The organism is Methylobacterium sp. XJLW, from assembly GCF_003254375.1.
In the GTDB taxonomy this organism is placed as follows: domain Bacteria; phylum Pseudomonadota; class Alphaproteobacteria; order Rhizobiales; family Beijerinckiaceae; genus Methylobacterium; species Methylobacterium fujisawaense.
This window is the reverse complement of sequence record NZ_CP016429.1, coordinates 51977-71072: the sequence shown is the minus strand read 5'-3', so window position 1 is coordinate 71072 and position 19096 is coordinate 51977. Positions and strand designations below refer to the sequence as shown.

Below are 19096 nucleotides of genomic sequence, written 5' to 3'. Positions count from 1 at the left end.
AAGGTTCCGGGCAAATCGGGACAAGCTGTGTTGAGAGCGCCGCTGTCGCGGTGCTGCAAACGGGACAAGCTTTCTTGAGAGCGTGTCCTGCGCAGCCGCGCGCAAGGATCGGCATCACCGAGGTTGCCACGGACCGAGTGAGACGGCGCGCACGCGGCGGGACGACGTAACCCGATGTGTGCCGCCGCCATTCAACGCCTTTGGGAACGCCTGGTCTCGGCTCGCGTCCCGCCACCGTGGCTCGACGGATCGAGGCCAGATCCATGGCCACGAGCGGCTGTCCGCCCGGACTTCCGACCGGCTCGGATGAAAGGTCGCCGCCCGTCACCCCTACTCGAAAGCCCCTTGGCATCGCACGGGACAAGTCGGCGGTAGAGGCTTCTGAGCCAGGCTCATTCCGGCAAGCGCCGCCTTCCTAGCCGCCCGTCGGGGGCAGCCGGCGCGCGGCGTCGATGTCGCCGAAGGACCGGGGCGAGGCCACCTCGTAGCGGGTCACGCCCATGGCCTCGTGGCCGGGTTCGCCGGCGGTGGGGCCGCCGGGGCGCTCGGCTCTCAGGCTGGCCAGTTCGCCGGCCGACCCAGCAAGCCGCGGCCCGGCATGCCGCGGAGCCATGTCACGAAGGCGCTCACCCGCTCGGGCGTGAACTGGTTTCGATGGCCCTGCGTGCTGTGCACGAGATCGCTCAGTTCCTGGGGGACCAGCGGGCCCGAACCGCCCCAGTAGGCGTATTCGCGCCCGAGAAGCACCCGGTCCGTCCGACCGGTGTCGCGCACCAGGTTCGGCAGGCTGGTGACGCCCCCGGGCTCGCTATGGAAGGAATCGGCCTGGACGAAGGTGCCGTCGGCCGAGCGGCGATAGATGTTGTCGCCGTAGATCTGCATGCGGCTGCCGGACATCACCGGTCGCTTGGCGCCGAAGCGAGCGTCGTCCCAGTACCGGTCGAAGGTGAGGATCTCGTCGACCCGCATCCAGTAGACGACACGGTCCTTGATCCCGTTCGGGATCGAGCCGGTCCCGACCACGAAGTCCCCGACGCTCGCGTGCTGCCGGATCAGCGGTTTGCACGCGCTCAGCGTGCACACCCGGTGGAACGGATTGGGCGCGAACCCGAGGTCGTGGTCGATCACGTAGGAGTGGACGCGCACGCCGGCCTCAGCACTTGTTCCGCTTGGTCTGGCGCTCCGCCCGCGGCTGGGCGTCGGGCTTCAACCACTCGGGCTTCGCGTTCCTCCGCGGTAGGGCGCCCCGCAGGCTGCCCGCATCCCAGGGGACGGTATCCCCGCCGTAATCCTCGAACGCGCGCGGCAGCGTCTCGTCCTGGGTTCCAGGAGGCCAGATCCCGATCACGCGACGACCCTGGGCGGCGGCCCGCTGCATCACGCGCCCCAGCTCCTCGTCCGCGAGGCAATCGGGAGACAGCACGATCACCCCCAAGTCCTCGTCCGGCGTCTCGGCGTGACCGGCGGGGGCCTCGTCATCCGCGGGTGCGGGCTCGTCGTCTTCCGGCGCAACGGGATCCTCGACGTGCTCGCCGTCTTCCCCCTCGTCGTCCTCCCCTTCGCCGGGCTCGACGGCGGCGACCTCCTCGTCCACGACATCGCAGCCCGCCTCGGCCAAGAGCTTGAGCAGGGCCGTGCGTTCCTCGTCGTCGACAGGACCGAGCACGCAAACCTTCGGCATGTGCGGCTTCTCCCCGGTGCCCAGGTCCTTCCGTCGCGCATTACGCCCGGGAGCCTGGCTCAGTAAAGCTTAGGTGGTCAGCCGCGGTCGGTATGGCAAGGGTCCGTCCGCGGCGGCGCGGGTGGGCACCGGCACCCTGGACTGAGCGCCGGAAAGGTCCGACGATGGCAACCTGAGGATAGGCCAACCTGGAGCGGGGAGGGGACATGGATACGGCGCCGCTTAGCCTAAACGGTTATCAAGCCGGGGCGGTCCGGACGGACCGGACGCGAGGGAAGGGCACCGGCCTCGACCTGGCCGTGCTCGGCCTCTTCGGCGAGACGGGCAGCCTGCTGAGCGAGACCAAGAAGAAGCAGCGCGACGCGCGGTCCTATCTCGGCTACGAGGCGAGCGTCGTCGAGGAGATGGGCGACGCGCTCTGGTACCTGGCGGTGATCGCCGATCACGCCGGGCTGCGCTTGGGGGATCTCGCCGGCCGGGACCTCGCCGGGGGACCCGAGCCGACCTTCGCGGACGTGCAGCCGCAGCGTGCCTTGCCTTTGCACGTCCCGACCGTCGCCTTCGAGCACACCCTGCTACAGCTGGCCGGGGCCGTCGGCCGGCTGGCCGCGCTGGGGGCGCGGGGCGACCTCGCGGGAAGCCCGGACCTCCTGGAGCGTCTCTCCGCAGTGTTCGGCCTTCTCGTCGCGGCCGCGAACGAGGCCGGCGTCACCCTGGAGCAGGCCGCCATGCGCAACCTCGCGAAGGCCGAGGACCGTTGGCCGGCGACGCGCGTCGCCCCGCCGCTGTTCGACGAGGCGTTCCCGGACGAAGAGCGCCTACCCCGCGCGTTGACCATCGACATCTTCGAGCGCACCGGCGGGAACGACAGGCGGTACGTCGTGCAGCGATGCAACGGCATCTTCATCGGCGACCGCCTGACCGACAACATCATGAAGCCGGACGATTACCGGTTCCACGACGCCTTCCACTATGCCTACGCCGCCGTCCTCGGCTGGTCGCCGGTGACGCGCGCGCTGTTCCGCCTGAAGAGGAAAAGCGAGGCCCGCGTCGACGAGGGGCAGGACGGAGCGCGCGCGATCCTGATCGAGGAGGGCGTGGCGACGTTCGTCTTCGGTGAGGCGAAGCAGCTCGGCTTCTTCGAAGGACAGCGCCCGGGCGACCTGGGCTTCGCCTTCCTGAAATCGGTGAGGCAATTCGTGCGCGGCTACGAGGTCGAGGCCTGCCCGCTCTGGCTTTGGGAAGAGGCCATCCTCGCCGGTAACGAAGCGTTTCGTTTCTTGCGGGAGAAGCGCCGCGGGCGCCTTCGGCTCGATCTGGTCGGGCGGAAGATGCTGGTCGAGGACCTGCCGACATGACACCTGGCGCCTTCATCGAGGCCCTCGCGGCGCTTCGCTTCAGCGACACCTTCAACCCCTACGCCGAGGCCTGCCCGGACCACGACGGCGTCGGTGCGCCCCAGGTCCGGCGTGAGAACCTGCGCCTCGTGCTGGAGGCGGCCCTCGCCGGAGGCGTCGACTCGATCTGGATCGCGCGCGACCTCGGGTACCGTGGCGGGCGGCGCACGGGCCTGGCGCTCACGGACGAGGCCCACCTCTCCGCCCATGCCGGCCTCTACGGTCAATTGCCGCTGGCGCGGGCAACCCGCGGCCCCGCGATGACCGAGCGCACGGCGACGGTGATCTGGCAGGTTCTCCGGGACCTGCGACGTCCGATCTTCCTCTGGAACGTCTTCCCGCTCCATCCGCACGCGTCGGGCGACCCGCTGTCCAATCGCTGCCACACCCGTCGGGAACGGCAGGCGTCCCGCCACCTCCTCGAATGGCTGGTGTCGGAATTGCGGCCCCGGGTCCTGGTCGCCATCGGGAGGGATGCCGAGGCGGCGTTGGCGGACTTGGGTATGGCGGCCGAGCGGGTCCGGCATCCCAGCTACGGAGGTCAGACCGAGTTCGTCGCTCGGATGGGCGAGTTGTACGGCCTACCCGCCAAAGCTCCGCACGCGGTGCAACTCACGCTGCCGTAAGGAAACCGCAGCCGGATCTTCCCGACGTTGGTCTGGCGGGCCTCCAAGTCAGGCATGACGCACCAGCACGTGTTCGTATGCTGGCCCGGGATGAGACGCCTCGAACCTTCCCATCGCCCCGGCGGCCACGCGCACCTATGCCGGCGAGACTTCCAGGGTGCGACGCACCGGTGAACCCTCGGGGCGGGCAACGGGAAGCCGGATCACCTTGCTTTACCTTAGGCGTGCCTCCGGTCTATCGCCTTGGCGAAGATCCGGCGGACGAAGGGGGGCGGTTTGGACGCGGCGGTTCGTGCGCGATTGCTCGCCTCCATGGAAGCCGGGCGCCTCGTCCTCCTCTGCGGCGCCGGCCTGTCGATGGCGCCGCCGAGTTCCCTGCCGTCGGCCTGGACCGTGGCCGCCAGGTGCTACGACCGCTATGTCATGAGCATCGATCCGGAGTGCCCGCAGGAACTGCGCGGCGACCTGGAGTCCCTGGCGGAGATCTTCGCCAAGGAGGACATGCTCGGGTCGGTCTTCATCGACGCTCTCGTGCCCTGGGAGGATTTCGTCCGGCCGCCCAACGTCGGGCACGCCGCGGTGGCGGACTTCCTGATCACGCGCTTGGCCGCCGGTGTCGTGTCGGCGAATTACGACACCCTGATCGAGCGCCGCGCGCAGGAATACGGGTTCGATCTCCTCGCCTCCCTCGACGGCGACGAGGCAAAGGTCCAGGCCCGCAAGCACGCGCCCCTGCTCAAGTTTCATGGCTGCTCCGTCCGCGAGCGGCGCGCCACGGTCTGGACGGCCTCACAGCTCACCGAGGACCGGGTGATCGCCGCGCGCATCGAGAAGACGAAGACGTGGATGGCCCACCACCTCCGCGAGAGCGACCTGCTCGTCGTCGGCTTCTGGTCGGATTGGTCCTATCTCAACACCGTTCTCGCCGAGGCATTGACGGGCGTCGCGCCGCTGTCGGTGACGCTGGTCGATTTGGCGCCCGAGGACGTCCTGCAGGCCAAGGCGCCCGAACTCTGGACCCTGGCCAATTCGGAGAACGTCCGGTTCACGCATGTTCAGCGTTCGGGGGCCGAAGTCCTAGACGAACTCCGGAGGGCGTTTTCCCAGGCGTACCTACGCAAGGTCCTGCACGCCGGGCGCGCCGCGTTGGAGAGCGAGCTCGGAGCGGAGTGTGAGGCGGGCTGGCTCGATCCGCCCGACCTGGGCAGCGAGGAACTCTACGACCTTCGACGGGACGCCGAGGGCGTGCCGGCCACCGCCGCGGCGACCTTGCGGAACCCGGGGCCGTCCGAGGTCCTGGGCTACGCGCACCTGTTGCTGCGGCGTGCCGGTGCCAGCCAGACCCCCGTCGGCTATGATCTCGCGGGCCGCCGGATCAGGGTCGTGAACGGTTCGGGCATGCTGCTCCAGACGGTGCAGGACCGGTTCAGGGAGACGCCGTTCGAGGTCGCCGACATCGTGGTCTGCGCCGGAGCCACCGACGTCGGCCTGCCGTTGAACGTCGTTCGGGAAGGGCGACCGGGCGACATAATCCGGCCGAGCGCCTCCGCGGCATGGCTCGACCTTCCCGCCGCCCGCAGGGAGCTCGACGTGTGATGGACATAGCGACTCAATCCGAGGTGCTCCTCCGGTCGGCAGGCTATGAGACTTGGACCTGGCCGGGCGGCAGCGTGCCGGTCGTCTGCTTCGAGAACGCGGCGGTCGTCGGATTCCTGCACGTCTTCGCGAGCGGCGAGAGCCTGCTCGCCGATTGGCAGCAAATCCAGCAGGCCACGCTCGGCCGGCATGCGGCCTCGTTGCGCTCTGCAGGCACAAAGGCCTGGAACGTTTACGCCTTGTTCCTGGCTTGCGGCTCCGAACCGGCCCTCGCGCGGCGGATCGAGCGGATCGAGGAGGACTTCTCCATGACCCGCAAGATCGCGCGCGGCGACTTGCGCACGGTGGCCGATTTGCGAAGAACGTTGTTGCCCCTCCTGCCGGTCCTCAGCGCACCCGAGATCGGCGGGGCCGATTACCGGGCCCGTCTGCGGGCGCGCTTGAGCGACCTGCCGGACGACGCTGTGGCCGCGTTCCTGGGCGCGGCGAGCGCTTCCGAGGTGGCGCGCATCCTGGTGGATGCGCCATGAGGCTCGACTACCTCGAACTGTGCGGCTTCCGGGGCTTCCTGGAGCGCCAGCGGGTCGATTTCGGCACTGGCTTCACCGTGATCTGCGGACGCAACGGCGTCGGGAAGAGCACGCTGTGCGACGCGGTCGAGTTCGCCCTCACCGGCCAAATCGACAAGTACCTCGTCGACAAGGCGGCGAAGGAAAGCCTCGACGACTACGTCTGGTGGCGCGGCGAAGGCCACCCGGAGGCGCACTTCGTCACCGTGGGATTCCGCGCCGATGACGGGAGCGGCTTCGCAGTGACGCGCTCGCGCGAGACCGGCGCCGACCGGGACGCGGCACGCATCGAGGCGATGCTCTGCGTTCCGGGCGCGCAGCCCGAGCGGGCCCTCCAGCAGGTCTGCAGGACATCCATCATTCGCGACGAATGGATCGCTGCGCTCAGCCTCGACCTGACGGAAACGCAACGGTTCGAGTTCGTGCGCGCGGCGCTGGGCGCCATCGAGGGTCCGGATTACGCCGCCAAGGCTCGCGAGGCCCTGTCCTCCGCCGAGGCCGTACACAATGCCGCCGCGCAGGCCTATGAGGAGGCGCGCGCACGTCTGACCGCGGCGCTGACCGACTTGGAGCAGATCCGGGACGTCGCCCTGCAGGCCGGGGACGTCGCGGCCGTCCTTGCCACCCTGGACGAGCTTACGCCTGGGGCCGGCCCCGACCTGGGAGCTCGGGTCGCGGCAGCTCGGAAGACGCTGGCCAGGCGCCGTTCGAACCTCGGCGAGATGGGATGGGTCGCCGACGAGGCTCGCGCGGTGGCCGCATTGCGCGACACGGTCGCGCGACACGGCGACAGCGCAGGCCGGGACGCGGTGGCGGTGGCCGAAGCCGAGGTCGCGGTCCAGGAAGCCCGCCGCCAGCTGCAGGCCGCCGAGGCGCGCCTGGACCGTGAACAGGAAAGCGACGGCCTCGCCGCGTCGCTCGCGATCCTGGTCGATCACGGCAGCCGGATCGGCCTGCATGACGACCGTTGCCCGCTATGCCGCGCGCCGCAGGGCGCCCCCGAGTTCGAGACGGGGCTCGCATCCGCGCGCCAGCGCCTCGCCGCCCGGCGGTCGGCAGTGCCGGAGGCGCGAGGCGAGGTCGCGGCGGCCCGAACCCGGGTCGAGGATGCCGGCGAGATCCTGAAGCAGGCCGAGACGGTCGTCCATCGCCTCGCGTCCGCCCAAGCCGAGCTGGAAGCCCGGGAAGAGGCGCTTTCGGCCGAGCTCGTGCGACGTTCCCTGGATGGAGAGCTGGCCTACGACCCAGAGGCCCTGGAGGAGGTGGTGGAGGCCGAAAGGAGTCGGTTGATCGACCTGGAACGGAGCATCCTCACCTTGGAAGCTTCGCAGGCGGTGGAACGCGTAACGGAGCTCGAAGCGCGCCTCGAAGCGCTTCGGGCAGAGGCCGACGACGCGAGCGACCGGCTCGCGCGCGCCCACGCTGCGGTGACGACCGCCCGGACGCTGGATCGTACGGTCCGCAGGACGAATGCCGAGATCATCGACGAGCGCCTGGCGGTTATCAGCCCGCTGCTGAACGAGCTGTACCAGCGGCTTCGCCCGCATTCCGAGTGGCGGACCATCGATTACGGCATACGCGGCGACGTCAGGCGTTTCCTGAGCCTGCGGGTCGGCAACGGCTTGAACCCGCAATTCGTGTTCAGCAGCGGGCAGAGGCGTGCGGCCGGGCTGGCCTTCCTCCTCTCCGTTCACCTGTCCCGGCCATGGTGCAATTGGCGGACGCTCATGCTCGACGACCCGGTCCAGCACATCGATGATTTCCGGGCCTTGCACTTGGTCGAGGTCCTGTCGGCCCTGCAGCGGTCGGGCCGGCAGATCGTCTGTGCCGTCGAGGATCCGTCGTTGGCGGAATTGCTGTGCCGGCGCCTCATGAGCGAGCCCACGGCGCTCGGTCGCCGCCACGACCTGGATCTTGTTCCCGGCGGGGGTGCCTCGGTCACTCGCTCGACGGACATCGAACCAGCCATGGTCGGCGTGCTCAGGAGGGCAAGGGACCTGAGCGCGGCGAGCTGAGACGGCCTCGATGACCGACGGCGTCGGGGCTGTGCCCGCCCAGGACCGGTGTTTCGACCCGCGGTCCCCGATTTCGTGACCTCGACGAAGGAAGAGGGCAGGGAGCTCGACGACCGCCTCGCAAACGCTCCCCGCTCTCCGCAGACCCCGTCCGACGTGGGTGTCGCCCTGCCCGTCGAAAGCGGAGAGCATTCCTGCGCGCGGCAATTCCGGGGAGTGGATGCCCGATCAGGCCGCGAAACCGAAAAGGTTTCGTCCCGGCCAGCGGTCCTGGCTCAGGCCCAACACGGGAATCATCATGTCCGCAGAGGGGCGGCGCGGTCACGGGCGCCCCTCTGCGGAGGCCACCCCCTCTGCGGAGGCCACCGGCTTCAAGCACATCCCGGGCGTGAGGACAGGCTTCCCTGACAATCGGGATAAGCTCTCTTGAGTGCGTACCATTGGCAGGGCCGTAAATCGGGACACGCTTTCATGATAGTCTGCCTCGGCTGTCCCAGCCGTCCGGCTCGCCTCGTCCCGAGGCGGCTTCCTCGTGCATGCCGGGCCGCCGTCCAGATCATCGTGGAGCGGCCGATCCGAACACGTGAGGACCGCAGCGACGGTATCGGCGAAGCCAGCCGAGCCGACCGCCAGGGCGCCTCCTCGGACCTGAACGATCAGGGCGCTCGACCGGATGCCCCCCGGCGTTGGGGGCCGGTGGTGTCCTCGCGGCCATTCCGAAAAGAAAGTACGGCAACCCGAAGGGCATGGTCCGGTCCGCAGATCACGCTAAGGACGCGGTCTGGACCCATCGGCCCTATGATCGAGCCGGCATCGGGTTTGATGCCGGCCTCTGTTTCCAAGGGTTGGACCAGGCATCCGCGCCTGGGCATGTCGGGTCTAGGGAGCGAGGCGGATCACGTTCCCTACAAATCGGGATAAACTTAAATGAGACCGCCCCTCCAGAGGTAACAGAAATCAAGACAAATTCTCATGTTAGCGTGCACCAAGGCGGGTTGTCGGATCTGCTGCGGACTGTGCTGCGCAGATTCTTTTCCGGAACCAGGCTGTGGTACTGCCGCCTCAATCCGAAAAACCGTGACGGTGAGACGGTGAGACGGTGAGACGGTGAGACGGTGAGACGAGGGCAATTTGTTATCCTCCGAGCCATCGCGGAAGCCGCAGTCGGTCGAGAACACGGAAACGCGAAGCTGAGCGGACGTGAGGGGCCGTTCGCGAACAAGGTCAAACTTCTCTGTAAGCACGGATCTGTATGGACAGAGTTCCGTGTGCTTTAGGCCAAGCTCATTTGAGAGCACTCCCTGTGGGGATTCCTCAAATCAGGACAAGCTTTGCCGAGAAATGACAGCCTGTGTGATGGCGCGGTAAAGCACGGTCCGGCCTCTGCCGGGCCGAGAGGCGCGCGCACGTGGCGGGCAGCGCCGGCGCATCCTGCCCGTCGCGTGCTGATCGGGGCCGTGTCAGTCTCCTGTGAGTCCTCAAGGACGCGCGCATCGCAGACCGCGCCGGGTCGGCAAGGCGCGGCTTCGCCAGCCCTACGCGTAAGGTGCGGGCGAGGGCGTCGCAGATCGTCAGCGGATGGGCGGCTCCGGAAGGCGCATGAGGGGCTCGCCGACGCGCAGACGCGACCCCACGGAGAGTCCCGGACAGAACGTGAAGCCCGGCGCTGCCAGCACCACGATGGTGGAGCCGTGCTCGAACCAGCCCATCTCCGCGCCCTTCGCCAGATGCGTGCCGCTGGGCAAGGTCCGCCCCCCGGTCTCGCGCAGGGCAAGCCCTTCAGGCAAGAAGCCGAGGCGCAAGCCCGCCACGAGGATGGCCGCCACGGGCACCAGGGTCACGGCATGGCCGCCTTCCGCGAGGCGCAGGCGCAGGATCGCGCGCTCGTTCCGGCAGAACAGCGCCTCGACACGCTTCAACGCGATCGGATTCACGTTCCAGGTATCCCCCCAGATGTGCCGGACCGACTCGACGCGCAGATCGTGCGGCGCGTGAAACCGATGGTACATCCCGGCCGTCAGCCGCAGGGTGGCGTAACAGCCGCCTTCATGGGCGCGCGCCAGCGTGACATCGCCGCCGAGCAAATCGGCGAGCGGATAGGACAGGCCCTTGATCTGAAACAGGCGTCCCGCTTCGATGCGGCCATGGGCGCCCAGGATCGCGTCGCTGGGGCTGGTGAGCACTGCGGGATCGGGGGCAACCGGCCGGGCGTCGGGGCGTAGGGCGCGCACGAAGGCGGCGTGAAGGCTGGGAAAGCGCGTCTTCTCGGCGTCGCGGAGATCGACGTCGCAGAACAACCGCCACGTCGCGATCGAGAGGTCGCGCACCAGGGGCTGTTCGATCCGGCTGAACCGGCCCATGAACCGGGTGGCGAACCGGCGCGGAAGGCGGTTCGTCAAAAGGAAATTGAGATCCTCCTGCGCGCCGACCCGCGCCAGGACCGCCCGCAACCGGGATCGGGCAACCGTCATCATGCCGTGAACCGTCTCCGATAGGGCGCGGGGCGATGTCCGCGCTCCTCATCACCCTGTCCGCCACCGCCGCCACCGCGGTTCTCGCCCTGCCGCGCGCGGCAGAGCGCCTGCAATTGTCGCGGGCGAAGCACCGTTCGCTCACCGGCCATGCCCGCATGGCCCGGCGCGTCGCCGGGCTGATCCCGCACTACGCCTATTCGGAGCGCGCCTTCTTCCGGTCGGACGAACCGGACGAAGCAGTGGCTCTGCGCCGCGAGGCGGGTTTCGCCAGGCTCTCCGGCCGGTTCCGGACACGCTTCGCCCGGACGCGGGCCGAGACCGAGGCGGTGCGCGACGGTCTCTCGGACCTGCAGTTCACCGGGCTGTACCGGGTGCCGTTCCAGTATGCCCGCCACGTGCGCGCGCAGCTGGGAACCGGCGCCTTCGCGGCGTCCGCCGAGGGCGTGACTGTCACGGATCTCGACGGCAACGTGTTCTACGACCTCGCCGGCTCCTACGGCGTGAATCTGTTCGGCGTCGATTTCTACCGCGCCTGTCTGGAGGAGGGCGCCACCCGCGTCGCGGCGCTCGGCCCCGTGCTCGGGCCGCTGCACCCGGTCGTCTCCGGCAACGTCGCGCGGCTGAAGGCGATCTCGGGCCTCGACGAGGTCTCGTTCCACATGTCGGGCACCGAGGCGGTGATGCAGGCGGTCCGACTCGCCCGCTACCACACCGGCCGGCGCCGGATCGTCCGGCTCTGCGGCGCCTATCACGGCTGGTGGGGCGAGGTGCAGCCCGGCATCGGCAACCCGGTCCCGACCCGCGACACGCTCACCCTGGCCGACATGTCGGAGCGGACGCTGCGGGTGCTCGCCACCCGCCGCGACGTCGCCTGCGTCCTGGTCAACCCGCTCCAGGCCCTGCATCCGAATGCCGGCGCGCCGGCCGATTCCGCGCTGGTGGACAGCGGTCGCAGGGCGTCCTTCGACCGCGCCGCCTACACCAAGTGGCTCCACGACCTGCGGGCGGTGTGCAGCGCCCGGGGGATCGTGCTGATCCTCGACGAGGTCTTCCTCGGCTTCCGCCTCGCCCGCGGCGGCGCGCAGGAGTATTTCGGCGTGCGTGCCGACATGGTCACCTACGGCAAGACGCTCGGTGGCGGGCTGCCCGTCGGCGTCCTGTGCGGGCGCGCCGACCTGATGCGCCGCTACCGGGACGATCGTCCGGTCGACATCTGCTTCGCCCGCGGGACCTTCAATGCCCATCCCTACGTGATGGGCGCCATGGGCGCGTTCCTCGAGCGGCTGGACACCCCAGCGGTCGCTGCCCTCTATGCCGACCTCGACGCGACCTGGGACGGGCGCGCGCGGCGCCTCAACGCCCTGTTGGCGGACGCCGACCTGCCGGTGCGGGTCGCCAACATGTCGACGGTGTGGACGGTCCTGTACACCAAGCCGTCGCGCTACAACTGGATGCTGCAATTCTACCTGCGCGCGGAGGGATTGGCCCTGTCGTGGGTCGGGACCGGCCGGTTGATCTTCAGCCTCGCCTACGACGACGCGGCCTTCGACGCCGTGGCGACGCGCTTCGTGGCGGCGGCGCAGGCGATGCGGTCGGATGGGTGGTGGGAGGGTGGCGCCCCCAGCGACAAGGCGATCCGCCGGTCGATCCTGCGGGAGGTCGCGGCGGTGCGCCTGGGCAGGCTCGGCACCCGGCTGGGCCTGCGCGCCCCGGATCACGACTGATCCGGGGCGCCGAGCCGCGCGCTCGGCGCGGGATCCAGCCTCAGGCCCCGCGCTCGTGCGGCTCCTGCTCCTCGACCAGTTCGCCGTGCAGCAGCGCGAGCGGCGCCTTATGGTAGAGCTTGATGTCGTGAAACGGGTCCGTAAGGATCTTGGCGACCCAGACGAGACCGGTCTGCACGTCGCGCTGGACGAAGAGTTGCACCATCCGGAACAGCAGCCCGGCCAGCGCCAGCCACAGCCAGATCCAGCCCACGTTGCGGATCAGGTCCGCGGTGGTCTGGTGCGGTGAGATCAATCCGAACAGGCTCGGGTCGAAATAGAGCGGCAGAGGCGACAGGGCCCAGATCGCCAGGAGTACGACCTTGCGTTGCAGGTTGTAGCCGACCTTGATCTCTTCCTTGTGCTCGTGCGTCGCGTCGTTGATGTGGTCGTAGCCCTTCGGCTCGAAGAAGAGGTGGCCGGCCTGCCGGGAGGTCATCGCCACGAGCCAACCGATCAACGCCGCCGTGGCCGGATCCTTGAACGCCAGGGCATAGGCGAACAGAAAACTGATCGCGCTGACGACGTGCAGGCTCTGGTTGATGCGGTTGTGGTGGTAGTATCGATGATCGTCCCAGCGCTGCACGCGCAGCGCGTCCAGAAAACTCGCCATGGTGTTCGTCCCCGCTCGGATTTGGGTGGGCTGGTCGGAGGTGAGGCGCCCTCAGGCGTCGCGCTTGCGCAGGCGGAGGAGGGAGAAGTGGCCGAGGGGCGGGAGCGCCCGGCGCTCGACGATTTCCACGGGTGCAGTCACGGCCCAGGCGGCATAGCGCTCCCAGGCGAACTCGGTCCGCCAGCCGAGGCGGCTGGTCACCGGCGCGAGGGCGTGCTCGACGATGCGCCGAAGGCCGGACTCGGCACCGATCCGGGTGGTGATCACGATCTCGCCGCCGGGGCGGAGCACCCGGGCGAACTCGTCCAGCGCCGCCTCGGGATTGGGCACCGCGGTGACGACGTACTGTGCCACCACCACGTCGAAGGACGCGTCGGCGAAGTCGAGATGCTCCGCGTCCATCACGGCGAGACGTTCGACATTGCGCAGGCGCAGCCGCGCCACCCGTTGGCGCGCCTTCTCGAGCATGGGCGCCGAGATATCGATCCCGACGATGCTGCGGGCGTGCCGGTAGGCGGGCAGGGACAGACCCGTTCCGACCCCGACCTCCAGGATCCGGCCGCCGATCCGTTCCGCGGCCGCGGCCGCCAGGGTCCGGCCCTGTGCGAAGACGGGCCCGAAGACCAGATCGTAGACCGGCGCCCAACGGCCATAGGCCTTGGCAACTCCGTCGCGGTCGAGATCGGGACCGAGCGTCGCCGGACGCGAGGAACCGGTATCGTGCATTCCGATGGCCATGAGCATCCTGTCTCGATGTCGGCAAGGTCGGCGCAGGGGCGGTCTTGGTCTGACCGCCGGTGTTGCGGATTTCGGTCGTGCGTTCGGGATCGAAGTCGTGTCAGCGCGGGTTCGGACCGGCTGCTCCGCAGGCGGAGGATGCGCGACCGCCTGGGCCCTGGCCCGATCGACCGCAAGCTTTGCGAGACAGCATCGGCCGATCAGGAGGAGCGCAAATGCGGGTGGCGGACTCTTGGTTCATGCCGAGCCACACCGACAATCATCGACCCCACGCCGCCCCTCCGCAGAAGTCTTTCCGCCGGCAAAGCTATGTCCGTCGTTTGACAGCGTTGTGACAGTATCATCAACGGCGCGAGCCAATCCTAATTTCGTTGGCAAAATAGCGATGATCCAGACGGAACATCTTCGACCGACGCCAGGAATGCGATCCGCCCAATGCCTGTTCTTTGAACCGTGGCTCGCGCCTCTCAAGCGGTGGCTACGCCTGAAAACGCGGCATTCACGATGCCGCCAACCCGCAGCCACCGCGCTCTCGTCGGAGATCCGCGGATGCGCAATGATTTGAGGGCGAGAAAGGTGAAGGTCGCCCCTTCGACATCTTCTCGCCCTCTTATCGACCAGATGTGGCCCGGTATCGCCAGCAGGACAGGGCGCGAGGACGCGCCGAAGGAGTGTTTCGCGTGATCGAGAATTTGCGGCGTCAGACCATCGCGGTCGCGGCCTTTGCCGGGATCGCCCTCAGCGCCGGGCAGGTGCAGGCTGCGCAGTGCGGCAACACAGCGGCCGGGTTCGATGCGTGGAAGCGGCAGTTTGCCGAGGAGGCGCGGGGCCGGGCCAGCGCTGCCAGCCTCGCGGCATTGCAGAACACCACCTATTCCACCGCCACGATCTCGGCGGATCGCGGACAGCACAGCTTCAAGCTGTCGCTTGAGCAATTCCTCGCCAAGCGCGGCGGCCCGACCATCGTGTCCCGCGGACGCGCCCTGAAGCGGCAGAACGCTGCCCTCTTCGAGTCCATCGAGCAGCGTTACGGCGTCCCGCCGGGACCGCTCCTGGCGATCTGGGGCATGGAGACCGGCTTCGGCGCCGTGCGCGGCAACGTCAATACGCTCTCGGCGGTGGCGACGCTCGCCTATGATTGCCGCCGCTCCGAATACTTCACGGATCAGCTCTACGCCGCCTTGACCCTCGTCGATCGCGGCCTGCTCACCCCGAGCACCCGCGGCGCGGCGCATGGCGAGGTCGGCCACACGCAGTTCCTGCCGAAGAACGTGCTCACCTACGGCACCGGCGACCTCAACAATGTCGGGGCGGCCCTGTCGTCGACCGCGAACTTCCTCAAGGCCCATGGCTGGCGGGCGGGCGCCGGCTACCAGCCCGGCGAGCCGAACTTCGCGGCGATCCAGGGCTGGAACGCGGCCCCGGTCTACGAGAAGGCGATCGCGCTGCTCGGGCGTCAAATCGACAACGACTAGCAGTCTATCGCACATAGATCCGTGTCTTAGAGACACGAACACTGGTGGCGGTGCGCCTGAAAATGGTCCCGATCAATCCAAGATCGACCATCGCATCGCCGCAGAAAAGCCGGCCCGACCCCGCTGTCTCGCTTTGAGCGGGGCCGGTCCGCCCGCGGCGATTCCTCCCCCTGTGGTGGAGAGCCGCCGCCGGTCTGCCCCGTCTCGCGACGAGGAGCATGGGCAACCGCATGGCTGTCGAATCCGTGCCGCTGGACGGCCTCAAATCCCAGACCGCGCGCGGCGCCTGGCTGGCGCCCCTTTCGGTGCTCACCGGCGTGGTAGCCCTCGCTGCCCTCGGGGGCAGCGTCCTGCACCGCGCCCCGGATCCGGCCGCCGAGATCGAGATCGCCCGAACGGAGGCGTCGACCGCAAGATCGGATGCCGCTGAGACGGCGGCGGCCACCGTCGTCGAATCGGAAACGGTGGGATCGCCTGATCCGTGGCGGGAAGCCGCCGGCGGAAAGCTGTCGCGCTGGGCCTGGACCCAGATCGCGCCGCCCGCCCTGACACCAGAACCCGTGCCGGAGCCCGGCGCCGAGACCGAACCGAAAGCCGCGGAGCCGCCGCAGGCCGCGATGGTCGTCCCGCTTCCGATTCCGCGGCCGCCCGAATTCCGTGCGCCGGCCGGAACCGGCTTCGCGCGTCGGTCCGACCGGCGCATGGCGCGCCGCGACGTCCCGCCTGTGGCGCAGCCCGCTCCCCAGACCGACGAGCGGTCCTTCCTCGAGAAGCTCTTCGGCATCGAACGCGGACCGGCTCTCGCCTACGCCGCTCTGGAGAGCAAGCCTGCGGACGTGGCGCCGCAACGGCGGATCTCGCCGCCGCTGGCGCTGTCCCCGGCGCCGAGCCCGACGGGCGGAGTGGCCGTCTACAACATCGCCGCCAAGATCGTGACGCTGCCGAACGGCGAGCGTCTTGAGGCCCATTCGGGTCTCGGGGAGGGGCTGGACGATCCCCGCCTCGTCAATGTGCGGATGCGCGGGCCGACGCCGCCCGGAACCTACGATCTCACCGAGCGCGAGCGGCCGTTCCACGGGGTTCGGGCCATCCGGCTCACGCCGGTAGGCGGCAACGAGGCGGTCTATGGCCGTGTCGGCCTTCTGGCGCACACTTACATGCTGGGGCCGCGCGGTGATTCGAACGGCTGCGTATCGTTCCGCGACTACGAGCGGTTCCTTCAGGCCTTCCTGCGCGGCGAGGTGCAGCGCCTCGTCGTGGTCAGCGGCACGCAGGATCCGCTCCCGAGCCTCGCCGCCGGTACGGTCACGACCCGGATGGCCCGCAACGGCGGTTGAACCCGCCCCGCGACATGAGCCGGCGGCGCGCCGCGCCTCGCGCCTTGAACCGGCCGGTCTCCCCCGCAGAAGGCGGCGCATCGTCGTCCCGCGCCGGGTGAAGACGCGCCGCCTCTGCGGATGCCGTTCCCGCAACACGGTTCGTCGGTGCTGGGAAGTCGTGCCGTCCGAGGTCACGGACCGAGAGGCCGGCCCGCTCATCGATGCGATGGGCAGCGGCCGCAAGCCGGAATCCTCCGACCCGTTCGGACCGTGCTCGTGAAGACCCTCGTCGCCGGTACCGGCTACCACCGGATCGGGGGAGACCGGTGGGTCACCGGCGTCCAGACCGCCAAGGCGCCCGAAAGGGTCGCCACCGAGCTGCGACGCGCCACCCGGATGGACGGCGACTGAATCGACTTGACGACGCCAGGGCGCGTCATGCCGAACTGAACCGACCGCCGGCCGTCGCGCAGCATCAGCCGTTGCCAGTCCATCCGATAACGTCGATCGCGGATCCGGACGCACGATCCCGGACAGTCTATCGGCGACGCCCGGTCGTGCTGGCCTGTCATACCGCGGTTGGTCGTCAACCTTCGATGCTTGCATCCGGGCCTGACAGGCAGACGGTGAATGCAACCCCTGCAGCGATTGTCCTTTCGAGCCTCGTCCTCTAAGAGGCCGACATCAATCTGCTGAGCTAAGCCAGCCAGCGTCTTTCCTCCCCCTCGGCGATCGCGCCTGTGCGCGTTCGAGGTCTTGGACCGAAGAGTACGGCTCCGGCCGGATCGGGCGTCCGAGTGGCAGGAGACACGCGCGTCGCATCGGTACGTTCCGTCGCCTCGCGATCTGCGCGGGCATAGGAACTTCGCACCGCTGCGGACACGCGCCGGACCGTCGTGTCGGGTCGATCGAGACCGTCGCCACGCCGCCACGGCAACGGGGAAACGATCCGGAAGGCCTGACGAGCGGGGCTCTCGCTCGTCGTATCGAGTGTCTTCCGTACGCGGATCGGCCGATCGGGCCTGTCCGGTACGCAAAAAGCGGGATCTGCCCATGCGTGGCGACGACGAGACTCACGACCTGCGTAACCGCCGTGCCTCGGCCGCGCTGCCTCTCAGCCGGCGTCAGATCCTCGGAACGGCCGCGACGGGCCTGGCCGTGGCCGCGCTGCCGGGCTCGCCGGTCCTGGCCGACGGTGCCGACGGCACGGTCGACGTGCTGCTGATCGGCGGCGGGATCATGAGCGCGACCCTCGGCATCTGGTTGAATGCACTGGAGCCGGATTGGTCGATCCAGATGGTCGAGCGGCTCGATCAGGTCGCCCTGGAGAGCTCCAACGGCTGGAACAATGCCGGCACCGGACACTCGGCCCTGGCGGAGCTGAACTATACGCCCGAGAACAAGACGGGACAGATCGAGATCGCCAAGGCGGTCGAGATCAACGAAGCTTTCCAGGTCACCCGTCAGTTCCTGGCGCATCAGGTCAGGACCGGCGTGATGAAGGATCCGCACACCTTCATCAACTATACGCCGCACATGAGCTTCGTCTGGGGCGACGACAACATCGCGTATCTGAAGAAGCGCTGGGAGGCTCTCAAGGCGAGCCCGCTCTTCGCCGGCATGGCGTATTCGGAGGATCCGGAGCAGCTCCGCAAATGGGTGCCCCTGATGATGGAGGGGCGCGACCCGAAGCAGAGGGTCGCCGCGACGTGGTCGCCGCTGGGCACCGACTGCGAGTGGGGTGAGGTGACCCGTCAATACGTCGCCCATCTGCAGAAACAGCCGAGCTTCAAGCTCCGGCTGTCGACCGAAGTCGAGACCATCGCGAAGAATGCCGACGGCTCGTGGCGTGTGACCTCGAAGAACCTCAAGGACGGCACGCGCCGGACGGTCGACGCCAAGTTCGTCTTCATCGGCGCAGGCGGCGGCGCCCTGCACCTCCTGCAGAAATCCGGCATTCCGGAGGGTGACGATTACGCCGGCTTCCCCGTGGGCGGCTCGTTCCTGATCAACGACAATCCCGACGTCGCCACGCTCCACCTCGCCAAGGCTTACGGCAAGGCGTCCGTGGGCTCGCCGCCCATGTCGGTGCCCCATCTCGACACCCGCATGCTCGGCGGCAAGCGCGTGATCCTGTTCGGGCCCTTCGCGACCTTCTCGACCAAGTTCCTGAAGGAAGGCTCCTATTTCGATCTCCTCAGCTCCACCACCACCAGCAATCTCTGGCCGATGATGAAGGTCGGCGTCGACGAATTCCCGCTGGTCGAGTACCTCGCCGGACAGCTCATGCTGTCGGACGACGACCGGATCGCGGCGCTCCGCGCGTACTTCCCGAACGCCAAAAAGGCGGAGTGGCGTCTATGGCAGGCGGGTCAGCGCGTCCAGATCATCAAGCGCGACGCGAACAAGGGCGGCGTCCTGAAGCTCGGAACGGAGATCGTCAACGCCAAGGACGGCAGCATCGCGGCCCTGCTCGGGGCCTCGCCCGGGGCCTCGACGGCGGCGCCGATCATGCTGCAGGTGCTGGAGAAGGTGTTCGCCCAGAAGGTCGCCACGCCGGAATGGCAGGCCAAGATCCGGGCGATTGTCCCCAGCTACGGCACGAGGCTCAACGACGATCCCGAGCGCGTCGCCCAGGAATGGGCCGAGACCAGCGCACAGCTCCAGCTGCCGACGCCGCCGCAGATCGACCGGGCCGTGCTGAAACCGGTCCCGACCGGCAGCACCGTGCTCAACAGCAGTGCCACGCCGGTGAAGGAGCCGGTCCACGACCTCGCGCCGTAGGACCGGTTCGGCGTGCGCGACTGCGCGCACGCCTGCCAGGGTGGTG

15 protein-coding genes are annotated in these 19096 nt (G+C 68.7%); 10 read left to right on the top strand and 5 right to left on the bottom strand.

Annotated elements, in window-relative coordinates; translation table 11 throughout:
• Nucleotides 1-552: 552 nt before the first annotated feature.
• Nucleotides 553-1146: a hypothetical protein gene (locus A3862_RS00315; RefSeq protein WP_050735145.1), complete on the bottom strand. Its 594-nt coding sequence runs from the start codon at nt 1144-1146 to the stop codon at nt 553-555.
• A 7-nt stretch (nt 1147-1153) separates the two neighbouring features.
• Nucleotides 1154-1681, bottom strand: coding sequence for a hypothetical protein (locus tag A3862_RS00310; protein WP_050735146.1), 528 nt, complete (start codon nt 1679-1681; stop codon nt 1154-1156).
• Nucleotides 1682-1980: 299 nt separating this feature from the next.
• On the opposite strand from A3862_RS00310, the gene A3862_RS00305 reads away from it, so the two are divergent.
• The 5 genes from A3862_RS00305 to A3862_RS00285 all read left to right on the top strand — a co-directional run bounded on the left by A3862_RS00305 (nt 1981) and on the right by A3862_RS00285 (nt 7884).
• A complete protein-coding gene (locus A3862_RS00305; RefSeq protein WP_236961628.1) occupies nt 1981-3039 on the top strand; it encodes a pyrophosphatase in 1059 nt (352 codons plus the stop codon).
• On the top strand, nt 3036-3704 hold the full coding sequence (locus A3862_RS00300) for a uracil-DNA glycosylase (protein ID WP_050735148.1): 669 nt from the start codon (nt 3036-3038) through the stop codon (nt 3702-3704). The genes A3862_RS00305 and A3862_RS00300 overlap by 4 nt, the downstream gene beginning before the upstream one ends.
• A 312-nt stretch (nt 3705-4016) precedes the next feature.
• Entirely contained in the window at nt 4017-5300 is a 1284-nt protein-coding gene (locus A3862_RS00295) for an SIR2 family protein (protein ID WP_050735162.1), read from the top strand.
• A gap of 74 nt (nt 5301-5374) precedes the next feature.
• Nucleotides 5375-5830: a hypothetical protein gene (locus A3862_RS00290; protein ID WP_236961626.1), complete on the top strand. Its 456-nt coding sequence runs from the start codon at nt 5375-5377 to the stop codon at nt 5828-5830.
• Nucleotides 5827-7884, top strand: a complete 2058-nt coding sequence (locus A3862_RS00285; protein WP_050735150.1) for an ATP-binding protein — start codon at nt 5827-5829, stop codon at nt 7882-7884. Before A3862_RS00290 ends, A3862_RS00285 begins: the two co-directional genes overlap by 4 nt.
• Nucleotides 7885-9455: 1571 nt before the next feature.
• Here the strand turns inward: A3862_RS00285 and asd are convergent.
• Entirely contained in the window at nt 9456-10358 is a 903-nt protein-coding gene (gene asd, locus A3862_RS00280) for an archaetidylserine decarboxylase (protein WP_111473124.1), read from the bottom strand.
• A gap of 32 nt (nt 10359-10390) precedes the next feature.
• Here asd and A3862_RS00275 point away from each other — a divergent pair, with 32 nt between their 5' ends.
• Entirely contained in the window at nt 10391-12082 is a 1692-nt protein-coding gene (locus A3862_RS00275; RefSeq protein WP_043755255.1) for an aminotransferase class III-fold pyridoxal phosphate-dependent enzyme, read from the top strand.
• A 40-nt stretch (nt 12083-12122) separates the two neighbouring features.
• On the opposite strand, the gene A3862_RS00270 is transcribed toward A3862_RS00275, so the two are convergent.
• Both A3862_RS00270 and A3862_RS00265 read right to left on the bottom strand, forming a co-directional pair.
• A complete protein-coding gene (locus A3862_RS00270) occupies nt 12123-12734 on the bottom strand; it encodes a hypothetical protein (protein WP_043755259.1) in 612 nt (203 codons plus the stop codon).
• A 51-nt stretch (nt 12735-12785) separates the two neighbouring features.
• The gene (locus tag A3862_RS00265; RefSeq protein ID WP_043760640.1) at nt 12786-13472 is read right to left on the bottom strand and encodes a class I SAM-dependent methyltransferase; all 687 of its coding nucleotides are present in this window, start codon (nt 13470-13472) and stop codon (nt 12786-12788) included.
• 680 nt (nt 13473-14152) lie between these two features.
• Between A3862_RS00265 and A3862_RS00260 the strand changes: the two genes are divergently transcribed.
• From A3862_RS00260 to mqo, 4 genes are all read left to right on the top strand, one after another.
• Nucleotides 14153-14947 carry a lytic murein transglycosylase gene (locus A3862_RS00260; RefSeq protein ID WP_043380860.1) on the top strand — a complete coding sequence of 265 codons (795 nt, stop codon included), beginning with the start codon at nt 14153-14155 and terminating at the stop codon, nt 14945-14947.
• A 230-nt stretch (nt 14948-15177) separates the two neighbouring features.
• The gene (locus A3862_RS00255; protein WP_043760643.1) at nt 15178-16284 is read left to right on the top strand and encodes a tlde1 domain-containing protein; all 1107 of its coding nucleotides are present in this window, start codon (nt 15178-15180) and stop codon (nt 16282-16284) included.
• Nucleotides 16285-16542: 258 nt separating this feature from the next.
• The gene (locus A3862_RS32325) at nt 16543-16677 is read left to right on the top strand and encodes a hypothetical protein (protein WP_257791605.1); all 135 of its coding nucleotides are present in this window, start codon (nt 16543-16545) and stop codon (nt 16675-16677) included.
• A 642-nt stretch (nt 16678-17319) separates the two neighbouring features.
• Nucleotides 17320-19050 carry a malate dehydrogenase (quinone) gene (gene mqo / locus A3862_RS00250; RefSeq protein ID WP_043755261.1) on the top strand — a complete coding sequence of 577 codons (1731 nt, stop codon included), beginning with the start codon at nt 17320-17322 and terminating at the stop codon, nt 19048-19050.
• Nucleotides 19051-19096: the final 46 nt, after the last annotated feature.

Coding starts and splice junctions, on each gene's coding strand:
- A3862_RS00310 (WP_050735146.1), bottom strand. CDS start 1,681: ATGCCGAAGGTTTGCGTGCTCGGTCCTGTCGACGACGAGGAACGCACG.
- A3862_RS00300 (WP_050735148.1), top strand. CDS start 3,036: ATGACACCTGGCGCCTTCATCGAGGCCCTCGCGGCGCTTCGCTTCAGC.
- A3862_RS00295 (WP_050735162.1), top strand. CDS start 4,017: ATGGAAGCCGGGCGCCTCGTCCTCCTCTGCGGCGCCGGCCTGTCGATG.
- A3862_RS00285 (WP_050735150.1), top strand. CDS start 5,827: ATGAGGCTCGACTACCTCGAACTGTGCGGCTTCCGGGGCTTCCTGGAG.
- asd (WP_111473124.1), bottom strand. CDS start 10,358: ATGATGACGGTTGCCCGATCCCGGTTGCGGGCGGTCCTGGCGCGGGTC.
- A3862_RS00275 (WP_043755255.1), top strand. CDS start 10,391: ATGTCCGCGCTCCTCATCACCCTGTCCGCCACCGCCGCCACCGCGGTT.
- A3862_RS00270 (WP_043755259.1), bottom strand. CDS start 12,734: ATGGCGAGTTTTCTGGACGCGCTGCGCGTGCAGCGCTGGGACGATCAT.
- A3862_RS00265 (WP_043760640.1), bottom strand. CDS start 13,472: ATGGCCATCGGAATGCACGATACCGGTTCCTCGCGTCCGGCGACGCTC.
- A3862_RS00255 (WP_043760643.1), top strand. CDS start 15,178: ATGGCTGTCGAATCCGTGCCGCTGGACGGCCTCAAATCCCAGACCGCG.
- mqo (WP_043755261.1), top strand. CDS start 17,320: ATGCGTGGCGACGACGAGACTCACGACCTGCGTAACCGCCGTGCCTCG.